This window comes from Nitrosomonas sp. (assembly GCF_043753625.1).
In the GTDB taxonomy this organism is placed as follows: Bacteria; Pseudomonadota; Gammaproteobacteria; order Burkholderiales; family Nitrosomonadaceae; genus Nitrosomonas.
This window is the reverse complement of record NZ_JAYUWI010000136.1, coordinates 1-20,285: the sequence shown is the minus strand read 5'-3', so window position 1 is coordinate 20,285 and position 20,285 is coordinate 1. Positions and strand designations below refer to the sequence as shown.

Genomic DNA, 20,285 nt, shown 5'->3' with positions numbered 1-20,285 from the left:
GTTTTGTGCTATTACGATCTCTAAACTACCTAGATCAATCTTTGGTGTGATTATGTGCAGGGAATTATTTGGCTGATGATTATTATCAAGTGCTACAAAGACATTATCAATGCTTGACAGCGTCTTCATAGTATTGAGTCGGGGTTACATGTTTCTGGGATTGAGGATATCCAAACCTATTTTGCCTTGCGCTAGCTCGCGCAGTGCGATGACGGTCGGTTTATCGCGTCCAGGATCCACCATGGGTGCGGAGCCTATAGCCAATTGTCTGGCGCGTACTGTAGCAACTAAAGTCATATCAAATCTGTTGGGAATTTGCTTTATACAATCGTCAACGGTAATTCGTGCCATGGTATTTGTCTCGGTTATTTATGAGTTTACAAACAAATTTTACAACAAAATGTTAAGGGACTATACCATTTATTTATAGAAACTGGTTATGAAAGCTGTGCGATTAATGCATGATATTTTATCAGCTGACGAGCCTTTTTTAAGTGCTCAGCCCTAACAACGCAGATCAGATCATTAAGCGCATCTTCCAACCTGTCGTTGATAATAACATAATCAAACTCAGTAATATGACCGACTTCTTCGCGTGCTGCAATTAGTCTTTTCTCAATAATTCCCGAATTATCTTGAGCCCTTGTTTTTAGTCGTGTTGCCAGGGTGTCTGCCGAAGGCGGGAGTATAAAGATGCCAATGGATTCGGGGAGAATTTGCTGTATCTGTTTCGCTCCCTGACAATCAATCTCGAGTAAGATATCCTGCCCAGATGCGATAGCGCGATCAATCCATTTTTGCGAGGTGCCATAAAGATTGCCATAAACTTCTGCACTTTCCACGAATTCTCCGTTGCGGAGCATTTGTCTGAATGTTTCTTCATCGATAAAATGATAGTCACGGCCATTGACTTCTCCGGAGCGTGGCAGGCGTGTGGTATGTGAAATGGACAGACTCAGATTTAAGTCTGACTGGAGTAACGCTCTGACCAAACTGGTTTTTCCGGTACCAGAGGGTGCGCTGATAATAAATAAGCAGCCTGTCATTTTAGTCATTTTGCACCTATTGTCTATTATCTATGTGATCAGTAGTAACTTATCTTGAGTTAAAGACTGTCAGTACTTGACCTTTTAATGTCCTAATTAGCCTTGTTTCTTCAGTAGTGATTCCTTCAGGTGCTTCCAATGCACGGTCTGCATAAAATAGGCCAATAGGTTTCTCATTAGCGACCAAAGGGAGCACAATAAAACTACGTGCATCAGGTAATAAATCCATATGCCACTGGGGTACTAGTTTGCGAATTTTCGGGATGTAGGCGTCTGAAATTAGCAAATCCACATTCTTCTTCAGTGCAAGATGAAACAGATCATCAGACGGCGCAATTGGGAAGTTAAACGCTTTTTGATATTCCATGTTACTTCTTCCCAGAGAACTGCGCGCACGAAACAGATTTATTTTTGGATCTCTAAGGCAAAGTGTGATAAAACGAAAACCTAAGCTATTATAATAAGTTTCCAGAACTAACATAATCAAATCTTCAAGTCTATATTTACCAGATGCCATAATTTCGGTCACGTCTTGCACACCCGCTAATAATAATGCGGATGCATTATATGGTTTGCCACTGGGGTAACACTGAGTAATTTCTGGACTATTGTTTTTATCATCGCTCAGCAGTAATTCATTGAGTGAATCTTCTACAGAAGTATCAGATTCTGTCTGTGTTGTGTGCGGATTGATATTGCTACTTTTATCCGCGATGAGTAAATTTGCATTGATTAAGTATGTCCGGGTTTCGGCGGAAGCACTTAATATCAATTGATCCAATTTATATTTATCCAGATTAAGTGCTTTGCCAAAACGATTGAGTAGCTTATTTTTAAGCTCAGAATCTTCCGATTCGGAGGTTGCTAAAATAAGGGATGTAGCTTTTTCACTAAATTCTGCTGCTTGCTGCATCCACTCTTGTTTATTTCTTGCGGCGTTCAGGGTGCCTGTCGGCTTATTTTTAAGCGCTTGAATGATGCTGACTGGAATATTCCATTTTCCCAGAATAGTCTCGGTCAATGTATCAAGGTTGAAATCCAACACTGTCTGTGATGCTTGTGTAGGTGTGTGCGTACCTTGCTTGATGAGAGCCATCATTTCTTGGTATAGATCATGGTCATAGGCAGCAAGCAATAAACGTCCAAGGTTCTTGAATAAGGCAACAACAGCAATTTCTTCTGCATCTTTAAAAGAGCTTAGCTTCACTAGCTCACGGCTAATCATACTAGCTGCCAAGGCGTGAATTAACTCAGTGCGCACGTGCTCCGCGCGTTTTCCGGACATGCCGTCAACCAGCATCATGGCCAAAGCGCAAGTCTTTACCGAATTAAAACCCAGCAGGAATATTGCTTTGGTGATACTGGTGTTGACTTTGTTAGATGCGGAGACAAACGCTACAGAATTTGATAAACGCAGAATCTTTTGTGTTAATGAAACATCCGATAGAACAAAATAGGCCAATTGTTGAATGGATTGATCATCCGATGATGATAGCTGTACGATGCGCGTCATAGAATTGCCAAGGGTCGGGAGGTCTGGATCATTAGTGACCGCTTCGATCAAGTGGTCTCTTAAAGTTTTTGTACCATATTTTTTTACTGTGGCGGGATCAAGAGAGCTGGATGGGTCTTGGGGAGTATCGGGCGATTGAATGGATCCCATCTTAAACTTCTTCTAAGAAAAATTGTTAGTTAATATGCTGGCGCAAACCACATCCCAGTTTGTATCAGATTCTTTTTTCCTGAATGTTATTAAAATCTAATATGCTTTGTTTTTATTAACGGCAAATTAAAAGGTTAATTAATAAGGAATGTTAATGAATACCATGCTTACTGAAATAATTCTGATGATATTCTTCCGCAACGTAAAATTGACCGGCAGGTAATATTTTTGTTACGACAGGATCATGCCAGCGTTCGCTGTTCTGTAGCCTATGCTTGGATTCTTTTGCAGTAATTTCTTGTTCTGGTGTAAAGAAAAGGATAGCTGAGCGATATTGTGTTCCAATGTCAGGACCTTGACGATCCTGGGTGGTAGGATTATGGCAACTCCAGAAACTGTCTAGTAATGTTTCAAAAGCCACTTCTGCCGGATCATATTCGACCAGAACCACTTCAATATGACCGGTGATGCTGGTACAAACGGTTGCGTAAGTTGGATTGCCGGTATGTCCTCCAGAATAACCGCAAGTGACGCCGGTGATCCCTTTGATACGACGAAAGGCTGCTTCTACTCCCCAAAAACAGCCTGCTCCAAAAATTATCTTGTTTGTCGCCATTATTGATTTACCTGATAAATCAAATTAACAACGTATTTTGGTGTATTCCGATGAATGGAAAAGTGCATATGTTATTTTTCCTTACGTATCTTTTCAATAAGCCCTTCTAAAGTTTTGATGGTATCTTGCGGTGTGCCGCCCATTTTACCGCTGGTGATGTACTTTCCATTAATGACCAGTGCAGGAACGCCAGTGAGTTGATACTGGCGGGACATTTGTGTTGATTTTGCTACCTGATTCTGCACGGCAAAAGAGCGATAGGTATCTTCAAATTTCTTTCTGTCGATGCCTTGTTTCTCGGCCCAGTCAAATAAAACAGATTCATTACTTAAATCAATTTTGTCACGATGAATCGCATCATAAACTTTGTCGTGCAAAACATCGGTTATTCCCATTGCCTCTATTGTATGGAAGATTTTTGCAGCCGATACCCAATTGGAGCGAAGCGTCGCGGGTACATAGCGAAAACTGACATCCTTGGGGATGTTCATCAGCCAGGTTTTAAGATGCGGGTGCAAGCTATTGCAATGGGGGCAGCCATACCAAAAAAACTCTAAGACCTCAATCGTACTACTGCCCTCCTGTGTGGGTTGCGGGGTAGCCAGGACGGTATAGTCTTTGCCCTCAACAATATCAGCACGTGCACTGGATAGGTTTATTAAACTAAAACTCAACACTAAGAAGAAAACTACAAGAGGCTTATATTGATTCATTTTAACTCCTTAAATAAAGTGTTTAACTGGCTGGTGGATTCTGTTTAGTATGAATAGGCCGCACGAAAATTGAGCTTGAGCAGAGTGTCAGGAAATATTTTATTGTACTTTGATAAATTGTGTTCCTATGCCATTTTCTTTTAAAGAAGCGCTGATTTCATCAATATCCGCTTTGCTAGTGAGAGGACCGATACGTACTCGATACCAAGTGCCTTTTTCTGCTAAGTCAATAGGTTGTATGGATGCCGACACACCAAGGAATGCGAGTCTGGCTTTCATGTTTTCTGCTTCATCATTTTTTCTGAATGAACCGGCCTGGAGAAAGAATTTTTCTTTCACCGGGGGAGGAAGGCTCTTAACCTGGGATGCTACCGGTTGTTGCATCGGTTCTGCTGGAATAGTACGTGGCGGAACGGCAGCGATTTGCGGCGCGGTTACTGTCGGATTAGTATTTGGACGGGTTGGCGGGATAGTCTGTTGCACAATTTCAGCCAGTTTATTGCTATTTTCCGGAATCTTGGCAGTAGCTTGCGGTTGAGCGGGTTGCGCAGTAGCCGGTTTGTATTCATGATCAATCTCAGGTTCTTCAATACCAGGCAATATCTTGTAAAAATCAAACCGCGGCTTTTCCTCAGCTGTCACTACGGGTTCTTGTTGTGGCTTAACAGGGGTTTTGGGTTGCTCCGGTGTTGCCTTTACTTCACTTTTCTCAATTGAACTGGCCACTTTCTTAGTGGGCAAAAACGGACTGGGTGCATAGTTAAAATACAGCCATATGCCAATCGCACTGGCAAGACCTAATGCGTAACCAACGAATCCGCCCAGAAATGCAGAGCCACCTTTTTCAGGTGTGGATTTTGAAGGCTTTCGGGTCTTATAATCTCGGCTCATGAGTATCCTTATGCATTAATTCGATTACATTTTAGCAGGTGCGCTGACGCCGAGTAACCTCAAACCATTATTCAGTACCTGACGGATCGAAGCAATCAACGCCAATCGAGCGTGCTGCAATGGAATCTCAGGTACCAGAAAACGTGTTGAATTATAGTAACTATGAAATTCGCTGGCCAGTTCTCTGAGGTAGAAAGCAATCAGATGCGGTGAAAATTCCTTGGCTGCCATTTCCACAGTATCCGGAAAATCAATCAATTTCTGCAGCAAAGCCAATTCAGCAGGGCTGGATAGTGCTTCCGCGTTCGTCTCAGCGAGATCGTTCATATCGCTATCCCATTGCGCCAATACACTGCACACGCGGGCATGCGCGTACTGGACGTAATAAACTGGATTGTCGTTGCTTTGCGATTTGGCCAGATCTAAATCAAAATCTAAATGCTGATCGCTTTTACGCATCACATAAAAGAATCGCGCGGCATCTTTGCCGACTTCCTGGCGTAATTCCCGTAATGTGACAAATTCGCCGGAACGAGTAGACATGGGCGCTTTTTTGCCGTCACGGTAGAGCACGGCAAACTGCACCAGGGCGATTTCGAGTTTTTCCGGATCTAATTCCAATGCCTGTAAAGCGCCTTTTACCCGGGCAATATAACCATGATGATCCGCCCCCCAGATATTGATTACCTGATCAAAACCACGTTCGAATTTATTCAGATGGTAGGCGATATCCGAAGCAAAATAAGTAAATTGACCGTTTTCCCTTTGCACCACACGGTCTTTTTCATCGCCAAAATCGGTTGAACGAAACCAAATGGCGCCATCCTGTTGATATAAGTAATGCTTCTTCTCAAGCAATTGGATGGTGTGCGCGACAAAACCATTATCAAATAATGATTGCTCTGAAAACCAGGTATCGAATTCCACACCAAATTCCATCAAATCATTGCGGCAATCGCCCAATTGTTCTGTCAGTACAAAATTATGAATATACGCATAATCCTGACCGAGTATTATTTTTGCATTTGCAATCAATTTATCCAACTGCTCGTCGGTATTAATTGCTGTTTCATGGACACTTTCTGGCAGACCCTTCAGCAATAAATCTGGTTGATGCACATAACGCTGGGCATGTGCCTGAAGGATCAGTTGTGCCATGGTTTTGACATAATCACCCTGATAAGCATTCTCCGGAAAGGGGATGGAGATGTGATTAAGTTCGAGATAACGCAGCCAGGTAGAAAGTGTCAGAATATCCATTTGCCGCCCCGCGTCATTGACATAGAATTCACGGGATACGTTAAAACCGGACGCTGCCAGTATGCTGGATAAACTTGCACCGATCGCGGCGCCACGCCCATGCCCGACGTGCAATGGTCCGGTTGGATTGGCCGAGACAAATTCCACTTGAATCTTTTTCCCTTGACCAAAATCACTATTGCCAAAAGCATCTTTGCTTTGCAAAACCTGCTGCAGGTATTGCTGTTTGACGGAGTTTTTCAGGAACAGATTGATGAACCCTGCGCCAGCCACTTCAACCTTCTCCAGATAAGGCGAGGGTGGGAGGGCATCGATCAATAGACTGGCGATCTCACGCGGATTTTTATGCAATGGTTTAGCTAATTGCATGGCAAGATTACAGGAATAATCGCCATGACTGGCTTGCTTGGTGCGTGCCAATTCAATGCGAATGGAAGTATCCAACGTGGTGATGTGATTGCCTGCCTGGCGGAAAAGTTCGGCACAATGTTTTTTAAAATTGGGATGGGAGGATGAGGTCATGGTTGAGAATAAGCGATATCAATATTTTGATTGAACTGGGTTGCCGGGCATAACATAGATTTCTCTTTTTTAAATAATAAGCTGTATTCTATCAGGCGCACAGATCATGCCGAAGATTGTTGGCGAAGCGTTTCAAAAAAACAGACTCCCGCGCTGACAGCGACATTTAAACTTTCTATGCTGCCCAACATCGGAATGCGCACCAACTGATCGCAGGATTCACGCGTCAATCGCCGCAATCCCTTTTCTTCAGAGCCAAACACCCAGGCAACCGGCCCTTGAATCTGGAAATGAGTGAGATCGTGATCTGCATCTTCCGCGGTACCTATAATCCAGATTCCCCGTTCTTTTAATTGTTTTAGCGTACGCGACAAATTGGTCACGGCGATATAAGGCACCGTATCCGCAGCACCGCTGGAAACTTTATAAACGGTTGAGGTCAATCCAACTGCCCGATCTTTCGGTGCAATCACGGCATGCACGCCAAACGCATCGGCAACACGTAAACACGCACCTAAATTGTGCGGATCTTGAATGCCATCCAATACCAACAGCCGAGCGGGTTCAGTTAGTGTATCAAGAACATCGCTGATGTCGACATAACTGTGCGTGATATCGATATTGGCCACGACGCCTTGATGACGATCGGTACCGGCCATGCTTGTCAGTCTTGGTCCCTCACAGGTGATCAAACGAATTTTTTGGTCTTCGGCAAGCTTGATTAACCCACGTGCACGCTGATCATCCCGCGTGGCGTCGATAAATATCTCTTTGATGCTATCCGGATTTTGCCGCAAACGGCTGGTGACCGCGTGAAAGCCAAAAATAAGGCGGGTGCTCGACATAATTCCTAACAAACCTGAAAATTTTGCTAAGCATCGCTTAACATAAGAGATATTTGATGAAAAATAGAAGCGTGCTGCTGTCGTGTTCTGATTTTCTCGCGCGTTATGATCCAATCACCATAACCCGCGTATTGTAAAACAATTTCAGATGTTAAAGCGATTTCTTACTTTTTGACTCGGTCTTTGTTTTTGATGCAGTCTTTGTTTTGGAGCTGCCTGGTTTTTTGCTGGGTTCAGCTAATACAAAGTCGATTTTGCTGGTTTCCAAATCAACACGGACCAATTTAACTTGTAATCGATCACCCAGACGGTATTGTTTGCCGCTGCGTTCACCCAATAAAGTATGTTTGGTAGCATCAAAATGAAAATAATCACTCGGCAGCTCAGAGATATGCACAAGTCCTTCCACGTATACGTTATCCAGCGCTACAAATAAGCCAAACCCGGTTACGCTGCTGATCACGCCGTCAAAACATTCACCAATTCTATCCTGCATATAGAAACACTTAAGCCAGGATTCGACGTCACGCGTTGCCTCGTCGGCGCGTCGTTCTGTGAGCGAGCAATGCTTGCCCAACTCGTTCCAATCACCGGGCCCATAGGATTTTCCGTTTAATACCGCTTTGATGGCACGATGTATCAGTAAATCAGGGTAGCGGCGGATGGGGGAAGTAAAATGCGTGTAGTAGTCATACGCAAGCCCGAAATGCCCGGCGATATCCGGGCTGTAAACAGCCTGCTGCAACGATCTTAACATGACTGTCTGGAGTAACTGCGCATCCGGCCTGCCTTGTATCTTAAGCAGCGTTTGTGCGTAATCTTTGGCACTGGGTTTATTTCTGCCGCCTAATTGAATACCAAATTCTTTGAGAAAATTACGCAAGGCTTCAATTTTCTCGGGGGAGGGATCTTCATGAATGCGATAGAGCGTTGTCTGATTATTTTTCTGCAGAAAATTTGCGGCACATACATTTGCTGCCAGCATGCATTCTTCAATCAAACGGTGCGCTTCAGTCCGTTGCATCGGTTCAATCTTTTCGATTTTCCCCTGCTCATTAAAGATCATTTGTGTTTCAGTCGTTTCAAAGTCAATCGCACCGCGTTTCTTACGTGCTTTCAGTAACGCCTTAAATAATTTGTGGACTCGCTGCAAGTGCGGTAACAGCTTTGCATATTCCTTAGCTTCAGGTCCTTTTGGGTTAGCCAGCATGGCCGCTACTTTGTTGTAGGTCAGACGCGCATGGGATCGCATCACGGCGGGATAAAAAATATAATGGACTATATCGCCGTTCGCTTGGAACTGTATTTCACAGACCATGCAAAGCCGGTTTTTGTCTGGAATGAGTGAGCATAATTCATTCGATAGCGCTTCCGGCAGCATAGGAATAACACGGCGTGGGAAATAAACGGAATTTCCCCGGTTAAATGCCTCCTGATCAATGGCATCATTGGGTTTAACGTAGTGACTCACATCCGCAATAGCCACATAGAGCCGATATCCCGCATCGTCTGTTTCACAGTACACCGCGTCATCAAAATCACGGGCAGTTTCGCTATCTATGGTTACTAGCGGTAAATGGCAGATATCTTTGCGCTCTGTCAGTTCTTTTTTAGATACATTTTTGGGAAATTTGGCCGAGAGTTTTTCAATCTCGGGAGAAAATACATAGGGAAGATCATGTTTTCGTAATGCGATTTCAATTTCCATCCCGGGTGCGGTGTAATCCCCAAGAATCTCAATAATTTTTCCGATCGGCTGTGATTGTTTATTCGGCTGTTGGATAATCTCGACGACGACAATTTGACCTGCTTTGGCCTTCAAAGAGTGTTCCTTGGCGATCAGAATATCCTGGCTGATGCGTTTGTTTTCGGCTACCACAAGCAGAATGCCGTGGTCAATGTATAACCGGCCTACCAATTGTGTATTGGTACATTCCAATACTTCTACAATGGCGGCTTCACGCCGGCCACGCCGGTCCAATCCAATTTCACGCACCAGAACCCGGTCGCCGTGTAATGCTTTATTCATTTCTTTAGCGCTCAGATACAAATCCGGACTGCCGTCATCGGGGATCAGGAAGCCAAACCCGTCCGGATGGCCCTGGATTTTACCTTTGACTAAATCCAGTTTTTCCATGACGCAGATATCGCCTTTGCGGTTACGGAAAATCTGGCCTTCGCGCATCATCGCAGTTAACCGGCGATTAAACAGCTCTTCTTCTTTTTTAGTGACATCCAGCAACTTATATAATGCGTGTTCAGCAGTCGGAACGCCCTGCTGTTTTAAAATCTGCAGAACATATTCTCGGCTGGGCAATGGGTGTTCATAGCGTCCTTTCTCGCGTTCGAGAAAAGGATCCAGGTTGCGCGGTTTTTGATTCTTCTTATTTGACAAAGCAGTGATTTCCTATAGAATTACGCGTTCTTTGGCAGCCGGATTCGGTTGTCTATTGCCCAGATGGCGGAATTGGTAGACGCGCATGGTTCAGGTCCATGTGCCTTCGGGTGTGGAGGTTCGAGTCCTCTTCTGGGCACCATAAAGCACTATTAATATATTGATTAGTAAGTTTATTATTTACTCAGTCAAGAATTCTATGCCTAAAGCTATGCCAGAATATTTTTTCTGGCTAAAGATTAAGCAATAAATTAAACCTGCAAATATTAGTTTTTATCTTATATCACATTCTCGAATGTTGCTTACTATATAGGGTCAAAAAGACAAATTCAAATATCCCCATCCGAAACTTCCGTGCACAAAAATCTGACAAGCGTGGCAATACCGGAGTAAAAATGTACCGGATAGCGCGCAAAGAGCTCATTAATGCAACGATAGATCGACGGCATTCCAATCATAAAATTGGAATGCCGTAATTTGATAGAATCTTTTCTTGGATTGGACAGGTGTGAATATGGACGAAGAAACTAAAGCGGTATTACGCAATATTTTTCGTCATCTCAAATGGATCGCTATACTGCGATGAGGTATATTGGAATTGTTAATCGCTGAAATGGAGGGCGGTGTTTGAGTCTGGCTCCTCTGCTATATTACGGCATTTCGGAATCCCGGAATCTCCTGCTATTGCCAGCCAGTAACTTCATAGCCTTTTTCTTGCAAACAGCGAGACACGAAGTTCGCATAAGCTTGATTGGGTTGAGCAGGTCTTGCCGAGAGGAAGATTCCTCGTAATAGTCCTGCAGCGGCACCACTGGCTGCGCCAACTAAGGAGCCTTGGCCCGCCGAACCGTATATAGCGCCTCCCACGGCACCACTCGCAGCACCAACACCTGCGCCCATGGCTGTGCTTGTCGCGACATTGCCAATATTTCCTTTGCCTTCTCTGGCACCAGCCGCTTCGGCCAAATCTTTACAAGATTCAATATCCTCCTCAGCCACCTTTTTCCCCATAGATAAAAAGTGTGTGTTTGGATATAGGATTGGACCTGTACTGGAGCAAGCCGACAATCCCATAAAAATCAACCCAGTAGTCAATATCATCATTAATTTCATGGTGCACTCCTCTATATTTAGGTAGAAATATTCCTGATTGGATCAGTATAAATGGAAGTTCTCCAGAGTAACCTGAAAAATATATTTTTTGAGTAAAAACCAGATTTGTATTTAATAATGCTACAGGAAGTAATGCAAGGACATTGATCGTGATGCGTGAGGTGCTAGCAATGGCAGGAGTGAGAAAATAGATTTTTGTAAAATATTTACTGTGAGTGGTGGGGATGGCGCAACCATGGATAAACTTGTAATTCCCAGTGGCTTTGCTTACCACAGAGAACACTATAGATTGTGTTTTTGACATTAGCGTAGTACTACGCCGCGGCTTTTGTTTTCTGTACCTATCCCTGCAGCTTTGCCGCAAAGATAGGCGCAAGGCCGCGTGGAGCAAATTTACTCTTTGCCCTTACTGGTTAAAGATCCTAGGAATGCTTTTATATCACTTATAAATCCTGAGCCAACTTCCCGGCCCAATTGATGTTCAGCCATTTCTTCTATTGCTTCATCCAATGTTGCAACCGAACCGTCATGGAAATACGGTGCTGTTTTGGTAATATTTCTAAGGCTCGGTACCTTAAATACTTTCTTGTCAATCTCAAGTCCGGTTATTTCAAACCGCCCCATATCTTTTGTTTCATAGGGTTTAACCAGGCCGATTTTTTTGTATGAGTTTCCGCCAAGCGCTACGCCGTTGTGGCAAGTAGCGCATCCCATATGGACGAATTTTTGCAGGCCTCTTTTCTCACTGTCATTCAACGCGGTTTCATCGCCATTGAGAAAATCATCAAAACGAGAAGGGGTTAGCAGTGTACGCTCAAAGGCACCGATGGCCTTGCCAACATTTTTGTATTGGATAGGATCTTTCTCATTCTTGAAAGCTTCCGCAAAAAGCGCTTTATATTCCTCTATTTTTTTCAATTGGTTGACAACCGCATCTTCATTTGGCATACCCATTTCGATTGGATTCAAAATTGGTCCTAGTGCTTGTTCCTCAACATCTTTCGCGCGTCCGTCCCAGAATTGCGCAATATGCAGCGCTGCATTCATGGAGGTCGGGGAATTTCTGCCACCGCGTTTTCCTTCATGGCCTAGCGATGTAGCTTGACTGTCTACGCCAAAATTATCCAGCCTATGACAGGAGTTACAAGAAATCTGATCATTGATCGAGAGTCGCGGTTCTAAATAAAGCTTCTTTCCAAGCTTGATCAGAGCCGCATTCTTTTCCTTATCAATAATTGCTGCGGGTAACGGCTCAAAGAATTGTTTTAAAGTAGTCTTATCTATTTTGTGATGACCACCATGCATGCCACCATGATGATCGCCATCGTGCATTTGATTATGATGACCATCTTTCTGTGTTTTATCTTGATGATCGTGATTACTTTGAGCGTAACTATAAGAACTCAGTATAAGCGCTAAGAATAAGAATACTTTCATGTAAACCTCCAAAATTTTCACATTAACACCCTAATCAACAATCCTGAGTAAGCAAAATGCTTATTTCTAAAAAATTGTTAAAGGAAAAAACGCTTTTTAAATTACCGGTACATTAATTACAAAATTGCGGGTGAGGATTGTATGTATGCATTTATTTGTCCTTTTTGTAGAAGAAAAGCTTCAAATTGATCTGCCGTCAACGGTTTGCTAAAAAAGAAACCTTGCGCATAATCACAACCCATTGCTATCAATAGTTGCTTCTGTGAATTTGTTTCCACGCCTTCGGCAATAACTTTCATACCCAAGCGATGGGCCATCGAAATAATCGCTTCGCATAAAATGCTATCGTTGGATTCACTATCCAGGTTAGAAATAAAAGATCGGTCAATCTTAAGGTAATCGATATCAAATTTCTTGAGGTAGGATAATGACGAGTAACCCGTGCCAAAATCATCGATGGCCACCTGAACCCCTGCATCCCGGAAATTTAATAATTTCTCAATGACCATTCATGTATATCTAACAACAAGTTCTCGGTAATTTCAACGATGATGCTACGCCCGTTTAGCTCAAGTTCGCGGAGATGATTCACCCAATTGCTCATTTTATTAATAAATTGTTTGGGTGATTTATTGATACTGATTTGAAATTCTATATCAAAATTTGCTTGCCACAGCGCGACTTGATTGGCTGCCTGTTTGAATACCCAGTCACCGATGTCTGTAATCAGATTGGTTTCTTCTGCAATAGCAATGAATTCTGCTGGATAAATCGTCCCTTGCTCTGGGTGTTGCCATCGTATCAATGCCTCGGCTTTATGTATATTGCCGGTTGCCAGTTCCAATATCGGTTGATACATTAAATAGAACTGCTGGTTTCTCAGCGCATCGCGCAATTCATATGCGGTTTTCGAGCGGATTTCTGAAGCTGATCGCATATTCGATGTGAAGCAGCTCCAGCAATTTCGTCCATTATTCTTAGCAGCATACATGGCTTGATCGGCATTTTTTATCAATAGATCGGTGTTGCTCGCATCATCAGGAAAAAATGTAACGCCAATACTTGCGGAAATATATGCCGACTTAGTATTTAAATGAAATGATTTGGCCAGTTCCTGCAAGATCATTTGGATTATTGTTTCAGCGCAACGCTGATTACTAATTCCATTCAAAATAATTGTAAATTCATCACCACCTAAACGCGCCACGGTATCCGTTTCGCGAACACAATTGCTAAGCCGCTTTGCGGCTTCCAGCAACAGCGCATCGCCAATGCTGTGTCCAAATGAATCATTTACTTCCTTGAATCGATCGAGATCGATAAATAATACCGCCAACTGTGTTCCTAAACGGGAGGCATTTTTAATATCGCGATTCAATCGATCGTAAAATATGTTACGGTTTGGCAAACCAGTCAAAGAGTCGAAATTAGCCTGGCGCCAGATAATTTCATCCGATTTCTTCTTATCTGTAATATCATAAAAATTAACGAGATAATAGCTTATTATTCCATCCTTGCCATGCACCGTAGTAATACTAAACCATGCGGGATACTCTAGCCCACGTTTGTTCCTGTTCCACACGCCACCTTGCCAATGACCATATTGTTTAACGCTTAACCAAGTTTTCTGGAAGAATTGCGAGCTGTGCCGAATCGACGCCATAGTTGACACCGATTTGCCAATTACCTCTTCTTCCGTATAGATAGTTATTTTATTGAGCGCTTTATTAATAGAGATTATTGTCTTATTTGCATCGGCAATCATAATAGCTTCGGTACTATTCTCGTAAACCTTGCTCGAGAGATAGAGCTGTTCTTTCATTTTTTGCTGTTCGAGAGTAATTCCGATAATAAACGATCCTACTTCTAATAATTTACGGTGAAACGCACTGGGTAAGCGATGTTCAAAACTGGAAAGCGCAAATGATCCGATGCACTCGCCTCCTTTGCTGCGTACCGGCATTGACCAACAGGAGAGTATATTGAAATCGATGGCTAATTTCCGGATACTTTGCCAGCGCGGATCCTCAAGTGTACTTTCTACATAAACCGCTTCTTGACGAAATACCGCATTCCCGCAGGATCCAGCTTCAGGACCTGGCCGCAAACCATTCAGTTGAACAACACATTCCTCCGGAATACTTGGTGCAGCAAATACATTCATGCATTGTTTTTCCTTATCCAGTAACATGACCGTTGCAACCGCATTGTCAAGAAGCTGCTCCATTAGCAGACAAACTTGCTCACAAATTTCTTTGTAATTATTTCCCAATACCACTAACTGAAGAATCTCCTGTTGAAACTGGAGAATCTTGCCTTGCTCGAGATTGGTTAAATCAAAATAATTGGCTGGTGTAAGAATCTCATCAGATAGATCCGTGTTTGCAGGAATACTCTTACTCATTACGTTCGGCCATATTTTGAAAAGATTCTAGGAAGTTAGGGGGGAGTCAATGATAAGCTGAGGGTAAGCATGTGAATTGATAAGAATTATACGATAAAATCAATCATCGCTCAAAAAAACTATAGCTCGTTTGTATTGGCTATGTCATCGTTAATTGTTGGTCACTGTAAATAAACACAAGTTATCATTTATAAACAAGTCGCTAACCAAAAACCATTAATTGATAATTTTATTCCAATTCATTGGGTTACATTACCACCACTAACTAACGATGACATAGCCTTTGTATTTTTATGTTGCGAGAGTATTTTGGAAAGGAATAGTTTTGTAGTTGTGATTTTTACTCAGTTATTTACAGAGACTCAAGTTTAGACATTCAGCATCAAAGAAACGGTTACTAAGACAGAATCAAAGTAGCGATACGAGGCGTAAGCATATTCACAGAATGAGTAAAAATGTTTGACAGAAAGAAAGGTTTTCGTGGTTACCGTCCTGTATACGCTAGAGATTTTGTTTAAACAAGACAGATGATTTTACAATTTCGGTAAGTTGATTGATAATTGGAGCCCCTAGGGGCTCCTCAGTGATCGATCAGGCGAGAATAGATGTCTTTCTCTTCGATGCTTTATCCCTCCCCGGCAACAAGGTGAATTGGGGCTGGGGAAAGGGATGGAAGAAAATACACCTCGGACGTATTGATCAGATGCAATGTACAGTTACACCACTCAAGCTACATGTACGGAACAATGTGTACGCTTGCGCCACTATTGATCATGACGTACTTCTTGGATGAACAATTCGTGTAGATTGTTTTGTGTGAGTTAGAAAGAAATGCTGGAGAATGGAAAACAGTCAGTTTGATATTGATCACAGATATTTCGGTGATGACAGACGGGGAATGTGTTATTGCTAGCGTTGACCGACTGAACCTATGTTCAATTACTTGGAGCAAACTTTGGGAATAAAGGAAGCGCAGCAACAAGTACGACGAACCTTACTGCGTTGGGTTATATCACGATGGTAACTATGGTTTGGTACAATTTCTCCGCCTGCTTAAACAGGCAAACATTGGATGCGCATTTTGCTGGCATACGCTCTAGCGCAAAGAAAATCCCGGAACTGCAGGACAAATCCGCAGAGGATTTTCAACCTTTTTTAGCACATTACTGTCGGACAATGGCGGATGCAACTTACAAAAAATTCAGATCACTTAATCGGGGAAAATGGATATGCAAGACTTTGAAAATAAATTATATCTAGTTCTTGTTGCGAGTTAATAGAGAGGCTGCCATGAAAATGCTCTACATTGTAGAAGATCGTTTTCCACCATTCCGGGCAGACGTAGTGGAATTGTTCGCCAAGCAGTTACCAGTACGGGGCCATCGGGTCGACTGGCTGATGCAGCGGGGGCCGGACGCGGTTAATATATCTTCACCCACAAACTGGTTGGGTAATGATGTGTATCTCACGCCGCGTAGCAGATACAATGACAATGGCTTGCTTGGTCGAATACTGAATAATCTGCTAGGCATGTTGGGGGATTTTATGATTCTGCCTCTGGCATTCAAAGGCCAGTACGACGTAATCCAGGTGCGTGATAAGTTTTTCGCCTGCCTCATTGCTTGGATGGCTGCACGACTGACAGGTGCTCGTTTTGTTTATTGGATGTCGTATCCATTCGCGGAATCCAAATTGTATGAAGCACGCAATCGGCTTGTGGCTTATCGCCATCTGGTGTGGCTCAAGGGACAGATCATCTGGGGCCTGCTCTACAAAATCATCTTGCCACTGGCCGACCATATTTTTGTGCAGAGCGAACGCATGAAGCAAGATGTTGCACAGAAAGGCATTTCTACCTCCAAGATGACATCAGTATCTATGGGTGTTCGTGCAGATCTGGTGGGTAAAGCTGAGGATGCTATTGCTCCAAATACTACGGCCCCCTTACTACTCCACCTTGGAGTCCTTATGCAATCACGTCAGCCAGAAATGTTGGTGCGTGTGCTTGAGCGGGTGCGGTTGCACTACCCAGATGCCCATCTGCTGTTTGTAGGAGAAGGACAGCACCCCAGTGATCGACGGGCGGTGGAGGAAGAAGCGACTCGGCTGGGATTGTCGGCTGATGTTAGCGTGACTGGCTTCTTACCCATGGAGCAGGCTTGGGAACTGGTTAAGCGAGCCGACATTTGTTTATCTGCGATAGCGCCAATCCCGATCTTTTTGGTTTCATCCCCAACTAAACTCATTGAATATATGGCTATGGCTAAATGCATCGTTGCAAATGAGCTTCCGGAACAATGCCAAGTCATGGAAACAAGTGGTGTTGGGCGCTGTATACCATGGGATGAGCAATCTTTTGCCGACGAAATCTGCTGCCTGCTAAAAGATCCTGAGTATGCACGGATGATGGCAGCAAAGGGGCCAGACTGGGTGCGGGCACACCGCACATATGACGTGATCGCTGATCGGGTGGAGTCACGATACCGCAAATTACTCGGGCTAATGGATTGAATAATCCCGATCTCTATTCTGGAAAGCGTTTCCGCCAGGCCATCCAGCATTTTTTGCTAGGACGAACTGCGCAGGGGATAGCTGCTTTAATTTTTACACTTTGGCTTGTGCGATTACTGATACCGGCAGACTACGGTACCTACATGGTTTTGTGGGGCATGGTAGAAATGATGGTGCCTCTGAGCTCATTGGGTATGCTGGAAGCAGTAAGGCGCTTTCTTCCGGAATTGGCAGCACGGGGAGCGCCAGAGGCTCTGCTACGTTTTGTCCGCTGGATGACTCTAGTTCGTCTCGCCATCATGGTGGCTTGGGCGATGCTAATTGCCGCTTTCTGGTTAGATATCGCCGTATGGATGGGCTTCAGTGCGCTGCATCAAGATACCACTATACTTGCAGTAGGACTCATCGTCACTGTTATAGGTTATCGCTATGCATCAGAAATGCTGGAGTGCCTCCTAGAGCAGCGTTGGTCACAACTGGTGCATGCTTTTATGCCTTTGGGGCGCCTTGCTGGATTGGTAGTGCTAGTGGTTGTTGATAATCTAACTTTGGAACGATTACTGTGGGTGGATTTGATTGTTTCGCTGATTTGTTTTTTGTTGGCCGAATTCTTCTTAATACGAAAATTGCACAATTTATCCGGCACTGGTGATTTCCGGATTGGCGTACGTGAGGTAGCCAGCTTCTCCGGACACATGGCGGGGTTTAACCTGCTAAATGCCATTTCCAGCGCTGGAGCGTTGCGCATCCTAGTGGCGCGTACCTTAGGAGTCGAATTAGCAGGTATCTTCGCCTTTTTGCAGCAATTACTGATGTTCATCGGACGCTATCTTCCCGCTAACCTTCTATCCAATATTATTCGGCCCATGCTGATTTCTCGCTATGTGGCTGGGGATGTGAACGTGGTTAAACAAGGCATGGCGCTGTTGTGGAAGAGTAATCTAATTATTATTGCCGTTTACATGGCGATGATAGGCGTTGCGGGCGACGAGCTTATCGTACTGGCCAGCAACGGTCAATTTTCCGATATAGGTATGATTATGCTGATTATGTTGTTGGGTTTGGGAGCCACCAGCCAGCGTCAGCTGGTTACCATGATTATGCAGATATTTCCATATACTCGCCAACTAAGTTACTTTAGTATTTTGACCATACTGACGCCGGTAGCTGTTATTGTTGGTTCAGATTGGGGATTGCTGGGAGTGGCTAGTGGGATAGCGTTAAGTGTATGGTTGACGAGTGCTCTAACTTTGTTTTGGCTGAATCGTCAGGTTGGACGTATTAACTTAGATTGGTTCGGTTTTTTATGTGGACTTGGTCTGGCGATATTGCTTGCAACCGTAGGCTGGGTGATTAAAGATGAATTTGGATCATGGGGGGCGTTGTCTATAATGCTGCTTGCTTATGGGCCGGGTTTGGTACTGGTGAAGCCATTAAATTCCCTTGATATGGCGTTATTGAGTCGGGGGTTGCGTCAACATGCCCGGTTTTTAACATTTTTTGCGCGAAAGAAATGATAATAATGCAAATACAGAACAGGTCAAAGATCTGATACTTCTGAGGAGATAAACGGTTCAGATATCATTCTATTAGCGAATTGTTTAGCCTCGCAATTTTGCGACATATTTTCCGATTATTTGAGACGAATAGTTGTCCTATTTAACGAAAATAATTGGGGAATATGGCCAAAATAACTTTTCTACAGTAGATTGCGCTACTCTCGGACAAAGTTATGAGCACTTCCAACTATTGTATAGAAATACATAATACTATGAACCATATTTCTCTGTTTGGCCTGAATATTGATGATAAAACACTAGCCGACGCCAGCGCGAGTATTGTTTGCGATGCAAAATTAGGCGTGCGGCAGAAGGTCTATTTTGTTAATGCTCATTGTATTAATGTAGCAGCCACCAATATTAAGTATCTTAGTGTATTACAAGATGGAGCTTTGCTGTATGCAGATGGTAGCGGCATGCGGCTGGCCTCTAAGCTGGCTGGTTTTTCGCTCAAGGACAATGTTAACGGAACGGATCTGTTTCCGTTGGTTTGCCGTGATGCTGCAAATTCAGGGATTAAACTGGCGCTGCTGGGTGCGCGTCCGGGTATCGCGCAACGCTGTGCTGACAATATGAGAAATCAATTTCCTGACCTGGAATTCGTTTGGATTCATGATGGCTACTTTAGCCTGGATGATGAGGTGAATATGATCAATACCATCAATGAAAGCGGAGCACAGATTCTTTTTGTGGCGATGGGAGTACCCAAGCAGGAGCTTTGGATCGCTCGAAATGTCGATAGGTTGCGTGTGCCAATTTTGCTTGGTGTGGGAGCGTTACTTGATTTCTATTCTGACACTATGCCTCGTGCACCGAGAAGAGTACGCCAACTTGGCTTAGAATGGTTATTTCGTCTTATCATAGAGCCGAGAAGGATGTTTGTCCGTTACGTCGTGGGAAACCCGATATTTATCATTCGAACATTATGGCGGCGTTTTCGAGGCCAGAAATACTTGCAGGAAGCACCGCTTATCGAGAGCGTGGAAAAAGGACCGCGTGGGCATGGCTGACTATTTAGTGATTATTTTCTCTGGCCAGAATTCCTCCCCATGCTCTTGCTTTCAGTAGAGTACTTTAATAAACCACCCCGTGGTAAGTGATGTCGGTTGTCAAACGTGGAGTCCAGCGGGTTAGGCGGCAAGTAGATTTTCATAATATCGTCGTGTGAAAGCAGCGGGTGACAGGTAGCCAAGACGTTCCTGCTTTCGCTGCCGGTTATAGAAGATCTCGATGTACTCGGTAATCACCTGAATTGCTTGCGCTCGGGTGTGATAGCGCCGATGGTGAACCAGCTCATTTTTGAGCGTTCC

At 43.8% G+C, this 20,285-nt stretch carries 18 protein-coding genes and 1 tRNA gene; 4 read left to right on the top strand and 15 right to left on the bottom strand.

Annotated features, from left to right (window positions below; translation table 11 throughout):
* Nucleotides 1–144 precede the first annotated feature (144 nt).
* From rpoZ to rnr, 9 genes are all read right to left on the bottom strand, one after another.
* Nucleotides 145–351: a DNA-directed RNA polymerase subunit omega gene (gene rpoZ / locus ACH10T_RS11585; RefSeq protein ID WP_292929554.1), complete on the bottom strand. Its 207-nt coding sequence runs from the start codon at nucleotides 349–351 to the stop codon at nucleotides 145–147.
* 86 nt (nucleotides 352–437) lie between these two features.
* Nucleotides 438–1,055, bottom strand: a complete 618-nt coding sequence (gmk, locus tag ACH10T_RS11580; protein ID WP_394809431.1) for a guanylate kinase — start codon at nucleotides 1,053–1,055, stop codon at nucleotides 438–440.
* 40 nt (nucleotides 1,056–1,095) lie between these two features.
* Nucleotides 1,096–2,709 (bottom strand): HDOD domain-containing protein, encoded by a 1,614-nt coding sequence (locus ACH10T_RS11575; protein ID WP_394809430.1) that lies wholly within the window; start codon nucleotides 2,707–2,709, stop codon nucleotides 1,096–1,098.
* 151 nt (nucleotides 2,710–2,860) lie between these two features.
* Entirely contained in the window at nucleotides 2,861–3,325 is a 465-nt protein-coding gene (gene msrA, locus ACH10T_RS11570) for a peptide-methionine (S)-S-oxide reductase MsrA (protein WP_394809429.1), read from the bottom strand.
* Between the two features lie 71 nt (nucleotides 3,326–3,396).
* A complete protein-coding gene (locus tag ACH10T_RS11565) occupies nucleotides 3,397–4,038 on the bottom strand; it encodes a thiol:disulfide interchange protein DsbA/DsbL (RefSeq protein ID WP_394809428.1) in 642 nt (213 codons plus the stop codon).
* A gap of 99 nt (nucleotides 4,039–4,137) precedes the next feature.
* A complete protein-coding gene (locus ACH10T_RS11560; protein ID WP_394809427.1) occupies nucleotides 4,138–4,929 on the bottom strand; it encodes an SPOR domain-containing protein in 792 nt (263 codons plus the stop codon).
* A gap of 24 nt (nucleotides 4,930–4,953) precedes the next feature.
* The gene (argS, locus tag ACH10T_RS11555; RefSeq protein ID WP_394809426.1) at nucleotides 4,954–6,711 is read right to left on the bottom strand and encodes an arginine--tRNA ligase; all 1,758 of its coding nucleotides are present in this window, start codon (nucleotides 6,709–6,711) and stop codon (nucleotides 4,954–4,956) included.
* Between the two features lie 104 nt (nucleotides 6,712–6,815).
* A complete protein-coding gene (rlmB, locus tag ACH10T_RS11550) occupies nucleotides 6,816–7,556 on the bottom strand; it encodes a 23S rRNA (guanosine(2251)-2'-O)-methyltransferase RlmB (RefSeq protein ID WP_394809425.1) in 741 nt (246 codons plus the stop codon).
* Between the two features lie 151 nt (nucleotides 7,557–7,707).
* Nucleotides 7,708–9,951: a ribonuclease R gene (gene rnr, locus ACH10T_RS11545; protein ID WP_394809424.1), complete on the bottom strand. Its 2,244-nt coding sequence runs from the start codon at nucleotides 9,949–9,951 to the stop codon at nucleotides 7,708–7,710.
* Between the two features lie 57 nt (nucleotides 9,952–10,008).
* Here rnr and ACH10T_RS11540 point away from each other — a divergent pair.
* A tRNA-Leu gene (locus ACH10T_RS11540) sits at nucleotides 10,009–10,093 on the top strand.
* A 539-nt stretch (nucleotides 10,094–10,632) separates the two neighbouring features.
* On the opposite strand, the gene ACH10T_RS11535 is transcribed toward ACH10T_RS11540, so the two are convergent.
* From ACH10T_RS11535 to ACH10T_RS11515, 5 genes are all read right to left on the bottom strand, one after another.
* Nucleotides 10,633–10,950 (bottom strand): glycine zipper family protein, encoded by a 318-nt coding sequence (locus ACH10T_RS11535; RefSeq protein ID WP_394809423.1) that lies wholly within the window; start codon nucleotides 10,948–10,950, stop codon nucleotides 10,633–10,635.
* Nucleotides 10,943–11,368, bottom strand: coding sequence for a hypothetical protein (locus ACH10T_RS11530; RefSeq protein WP_394809422.1), 426 nt, complete (start codon nucleotides 11,366–11,368; stop codon nucleotides 10,943–10,945). The genes ACH10T_RS11535 and ACH10T_RS11530 overlap by 8 nt, the downstream gene beginning before the upstream one ends.
* A gap of 89 nt (nucleotides 11,369–11,457) precedes the next feature.
* Nucleotides 11,458–12,501 (bottom strand): cytochrome-c peroxidase, encoded by a 1,044-nt coding sequence (locus ACH10T_RS11525; RefSeq protein ID WP_394809421.1) that lies wholly within the window; start codon nucleotides 12,499–12,501, stop codon nucleotides 11,458–11,460.
* Between the two features lie 116 nt (nucleotides 12,502–12,617).
* Nucleotides 12,618–13,010 (bottom strand): EAL domain-containing protein, encoded by a 393-nt coding sequence (locus tag ACH10T_RS11520; protein ID WP_394809420.1) that lies wholly within the window; start codon nucleotides 13,008–13,010, stop codon nucleotides 12,618–12,620.
* Complete coding sequence (locus tag ACH10T_RS11515; RefSeq protein ID WP_394809419.1) at nucleotides 12,989–14,905, bottom strand: diguanylate cyclase domain-containing protein; 1,917 nt, start codon at nucleotides 14,903–14,905, stop codon at nucleotides 12,989–12,991. The genes ACH10T_RS11520 and ACH10T_RS11515 overlap by 22 nt, the downstream gene beginning before the upstream one ends.
* Before the next feature lie 1,290 nt (nucleotides 14,906–16,195).
* Between ACH10T_RS11515 and ACH10T_RS11510 the strand changes: the two genes are divergently transcribed.
* From ACH10T_RS11510 to ACH10T_RS11500, 3 genes are all read left to right on the top strand, one after another.
* A complete protein-coding gene (locus ACH10T_RS11510; RefSeq protein WP_394809418.1) occupies nucleotides 16,196–17,416 on the top strand; it encodes a glycosyltransferase in 1,221 nt (406 codons plus the stop codon).
* Entirely contained in the window at nucleotides 17,413–18,933 is a 1,521-nt protein-coding gene (locus ACH10T_RS11505; RefSeq protein WP_394809417.1) for a lipopolysaccharide biosynthesis protein, read from the top strand. The genes ACH10T_RS11510 and ACH10T_RS11505 overlap by 4 nt, the downstream gene beginning before the upstream one ends.
* A 254-nt stretch (nucleotides 18,934–19,187) precedes the next feature.
* Nucleotides 19,188–19,985, top strand: a complete 798-nt coding sequence (locus tag ACH10T_RS11500; RefSeq protein ID WP_394809416.1) for a WecB/TagA/CpsF family glycosyltransferase — start codon at nucleotides 19,188–19,190, stop codon at nucleotides 19,983–19,985.
* A 120-nt stretch (nucleotides 19,986–20,105) separates the two neighbouring features.
* Here the strand turns inward: ACH10T_RS11500 and ACH10T_RS11495 are convergent.
* Nucleotides 20,106–20,285, bottom strand: a 180-nt coding sequence (locus tag ACH10T_RS11495; protein WP_394809415.1) for an IS3 family transposase, incomplete at its 5' end; no start/stop codon positions are given.

Coding starts and splice junctions, on each gene's coding strand:
- rpoZ (WP_292929554.1), bottom strand. CDS start 351: ATGGCACGAATTACCGTTGACGATTGTATAAAGCAAATTCCCAACAGA.
- gmk (WP_394809431.1), bottom strand. CDS start 1,055: ATGACTAAAATGACAGGCTGCTTATTTATTATCAGCGCACCCTCTGGT.
- ACH10T_RS11575 (WP_394809430.1), bottom strand. CDS start 2,709: ATGGGATCCATTCAATCGCCCGATACTCCCCAAGACCCATCCAGCTCT.
- msrA (WP_394809429.1), bottom strand. CDS start 3,325: ATGGCGACAAACAAGATAATTTTTGGAGCAGGCTGTTTTTGGGGAGTA.
- ACH10T_RS11565 (WP_394809428.1), bottom strand. CDS start 4,038: ATGAATCAATATAAGCCTCTTGTAGTTTTCTTCTTAGTGTTGAGTTTT.
- ACH10T_RS11560 (WP_394809427.1), bottom strand. CDS start 4,929: ATGAGCCGAGATTATAAGACCCGAAAGCCTTCAAAATCCACACCTGAA.
- argS (WP_394809426.1), bottom strand. CDS start 6,711: ATGACCTCATCCTCCCATCCCAATTTTAAAAAACATTGTGCCGAACTT.
- rlmB (WP_394809425.1), bottom strand. CDS start 7,556: ATGTCGAGCACCCGCCTTATTTTTGGCTTTCACGCGGTCACCAGCCGT.
- ACH10T_RS11530 (WP_394809422.1), bottom strand. CDS start 11,368: ATGTCAAAAACACAATCTATAGTGTTCTCTGTGGTAAGCAAAGCCACT.
- ACH10T_RS11525 (WP_394809421.1), bottom strand. CDS start 12,501: ATGAAAGTATTCTTATTCTTAGCGCTTATACTGAGTTCTTATAGTTAC.
- ACH10T_RS11520 (WP_394809420.1), bottom strand. CDS start 13,010: ATGGTCATTGAGAAATTATTAAATTTCCGGGATGCAGGGGTTCAGGTG.
- ACH10T_RS11515 (WP_394809419.1), bottom strand. CDS start 14,905: ATGAGTAAGAGTATTCCTGCAAACACGGATCTATCTGATGAGATTCTT.
- ACH10T_RS11510 (WP_394809418.1), top strand. CDS start 16,196: ATGAAAATGCTCTACATTGTAGAAGATCGTTTTCCACCATTCCGGGCA.
- ACH10T_RS11500 (WP_394809416.1), top strand. CDS start 19,188: ATGAACCATATTTCTCTGTTTGGCCTGAATATTGATGATAAAACACTA.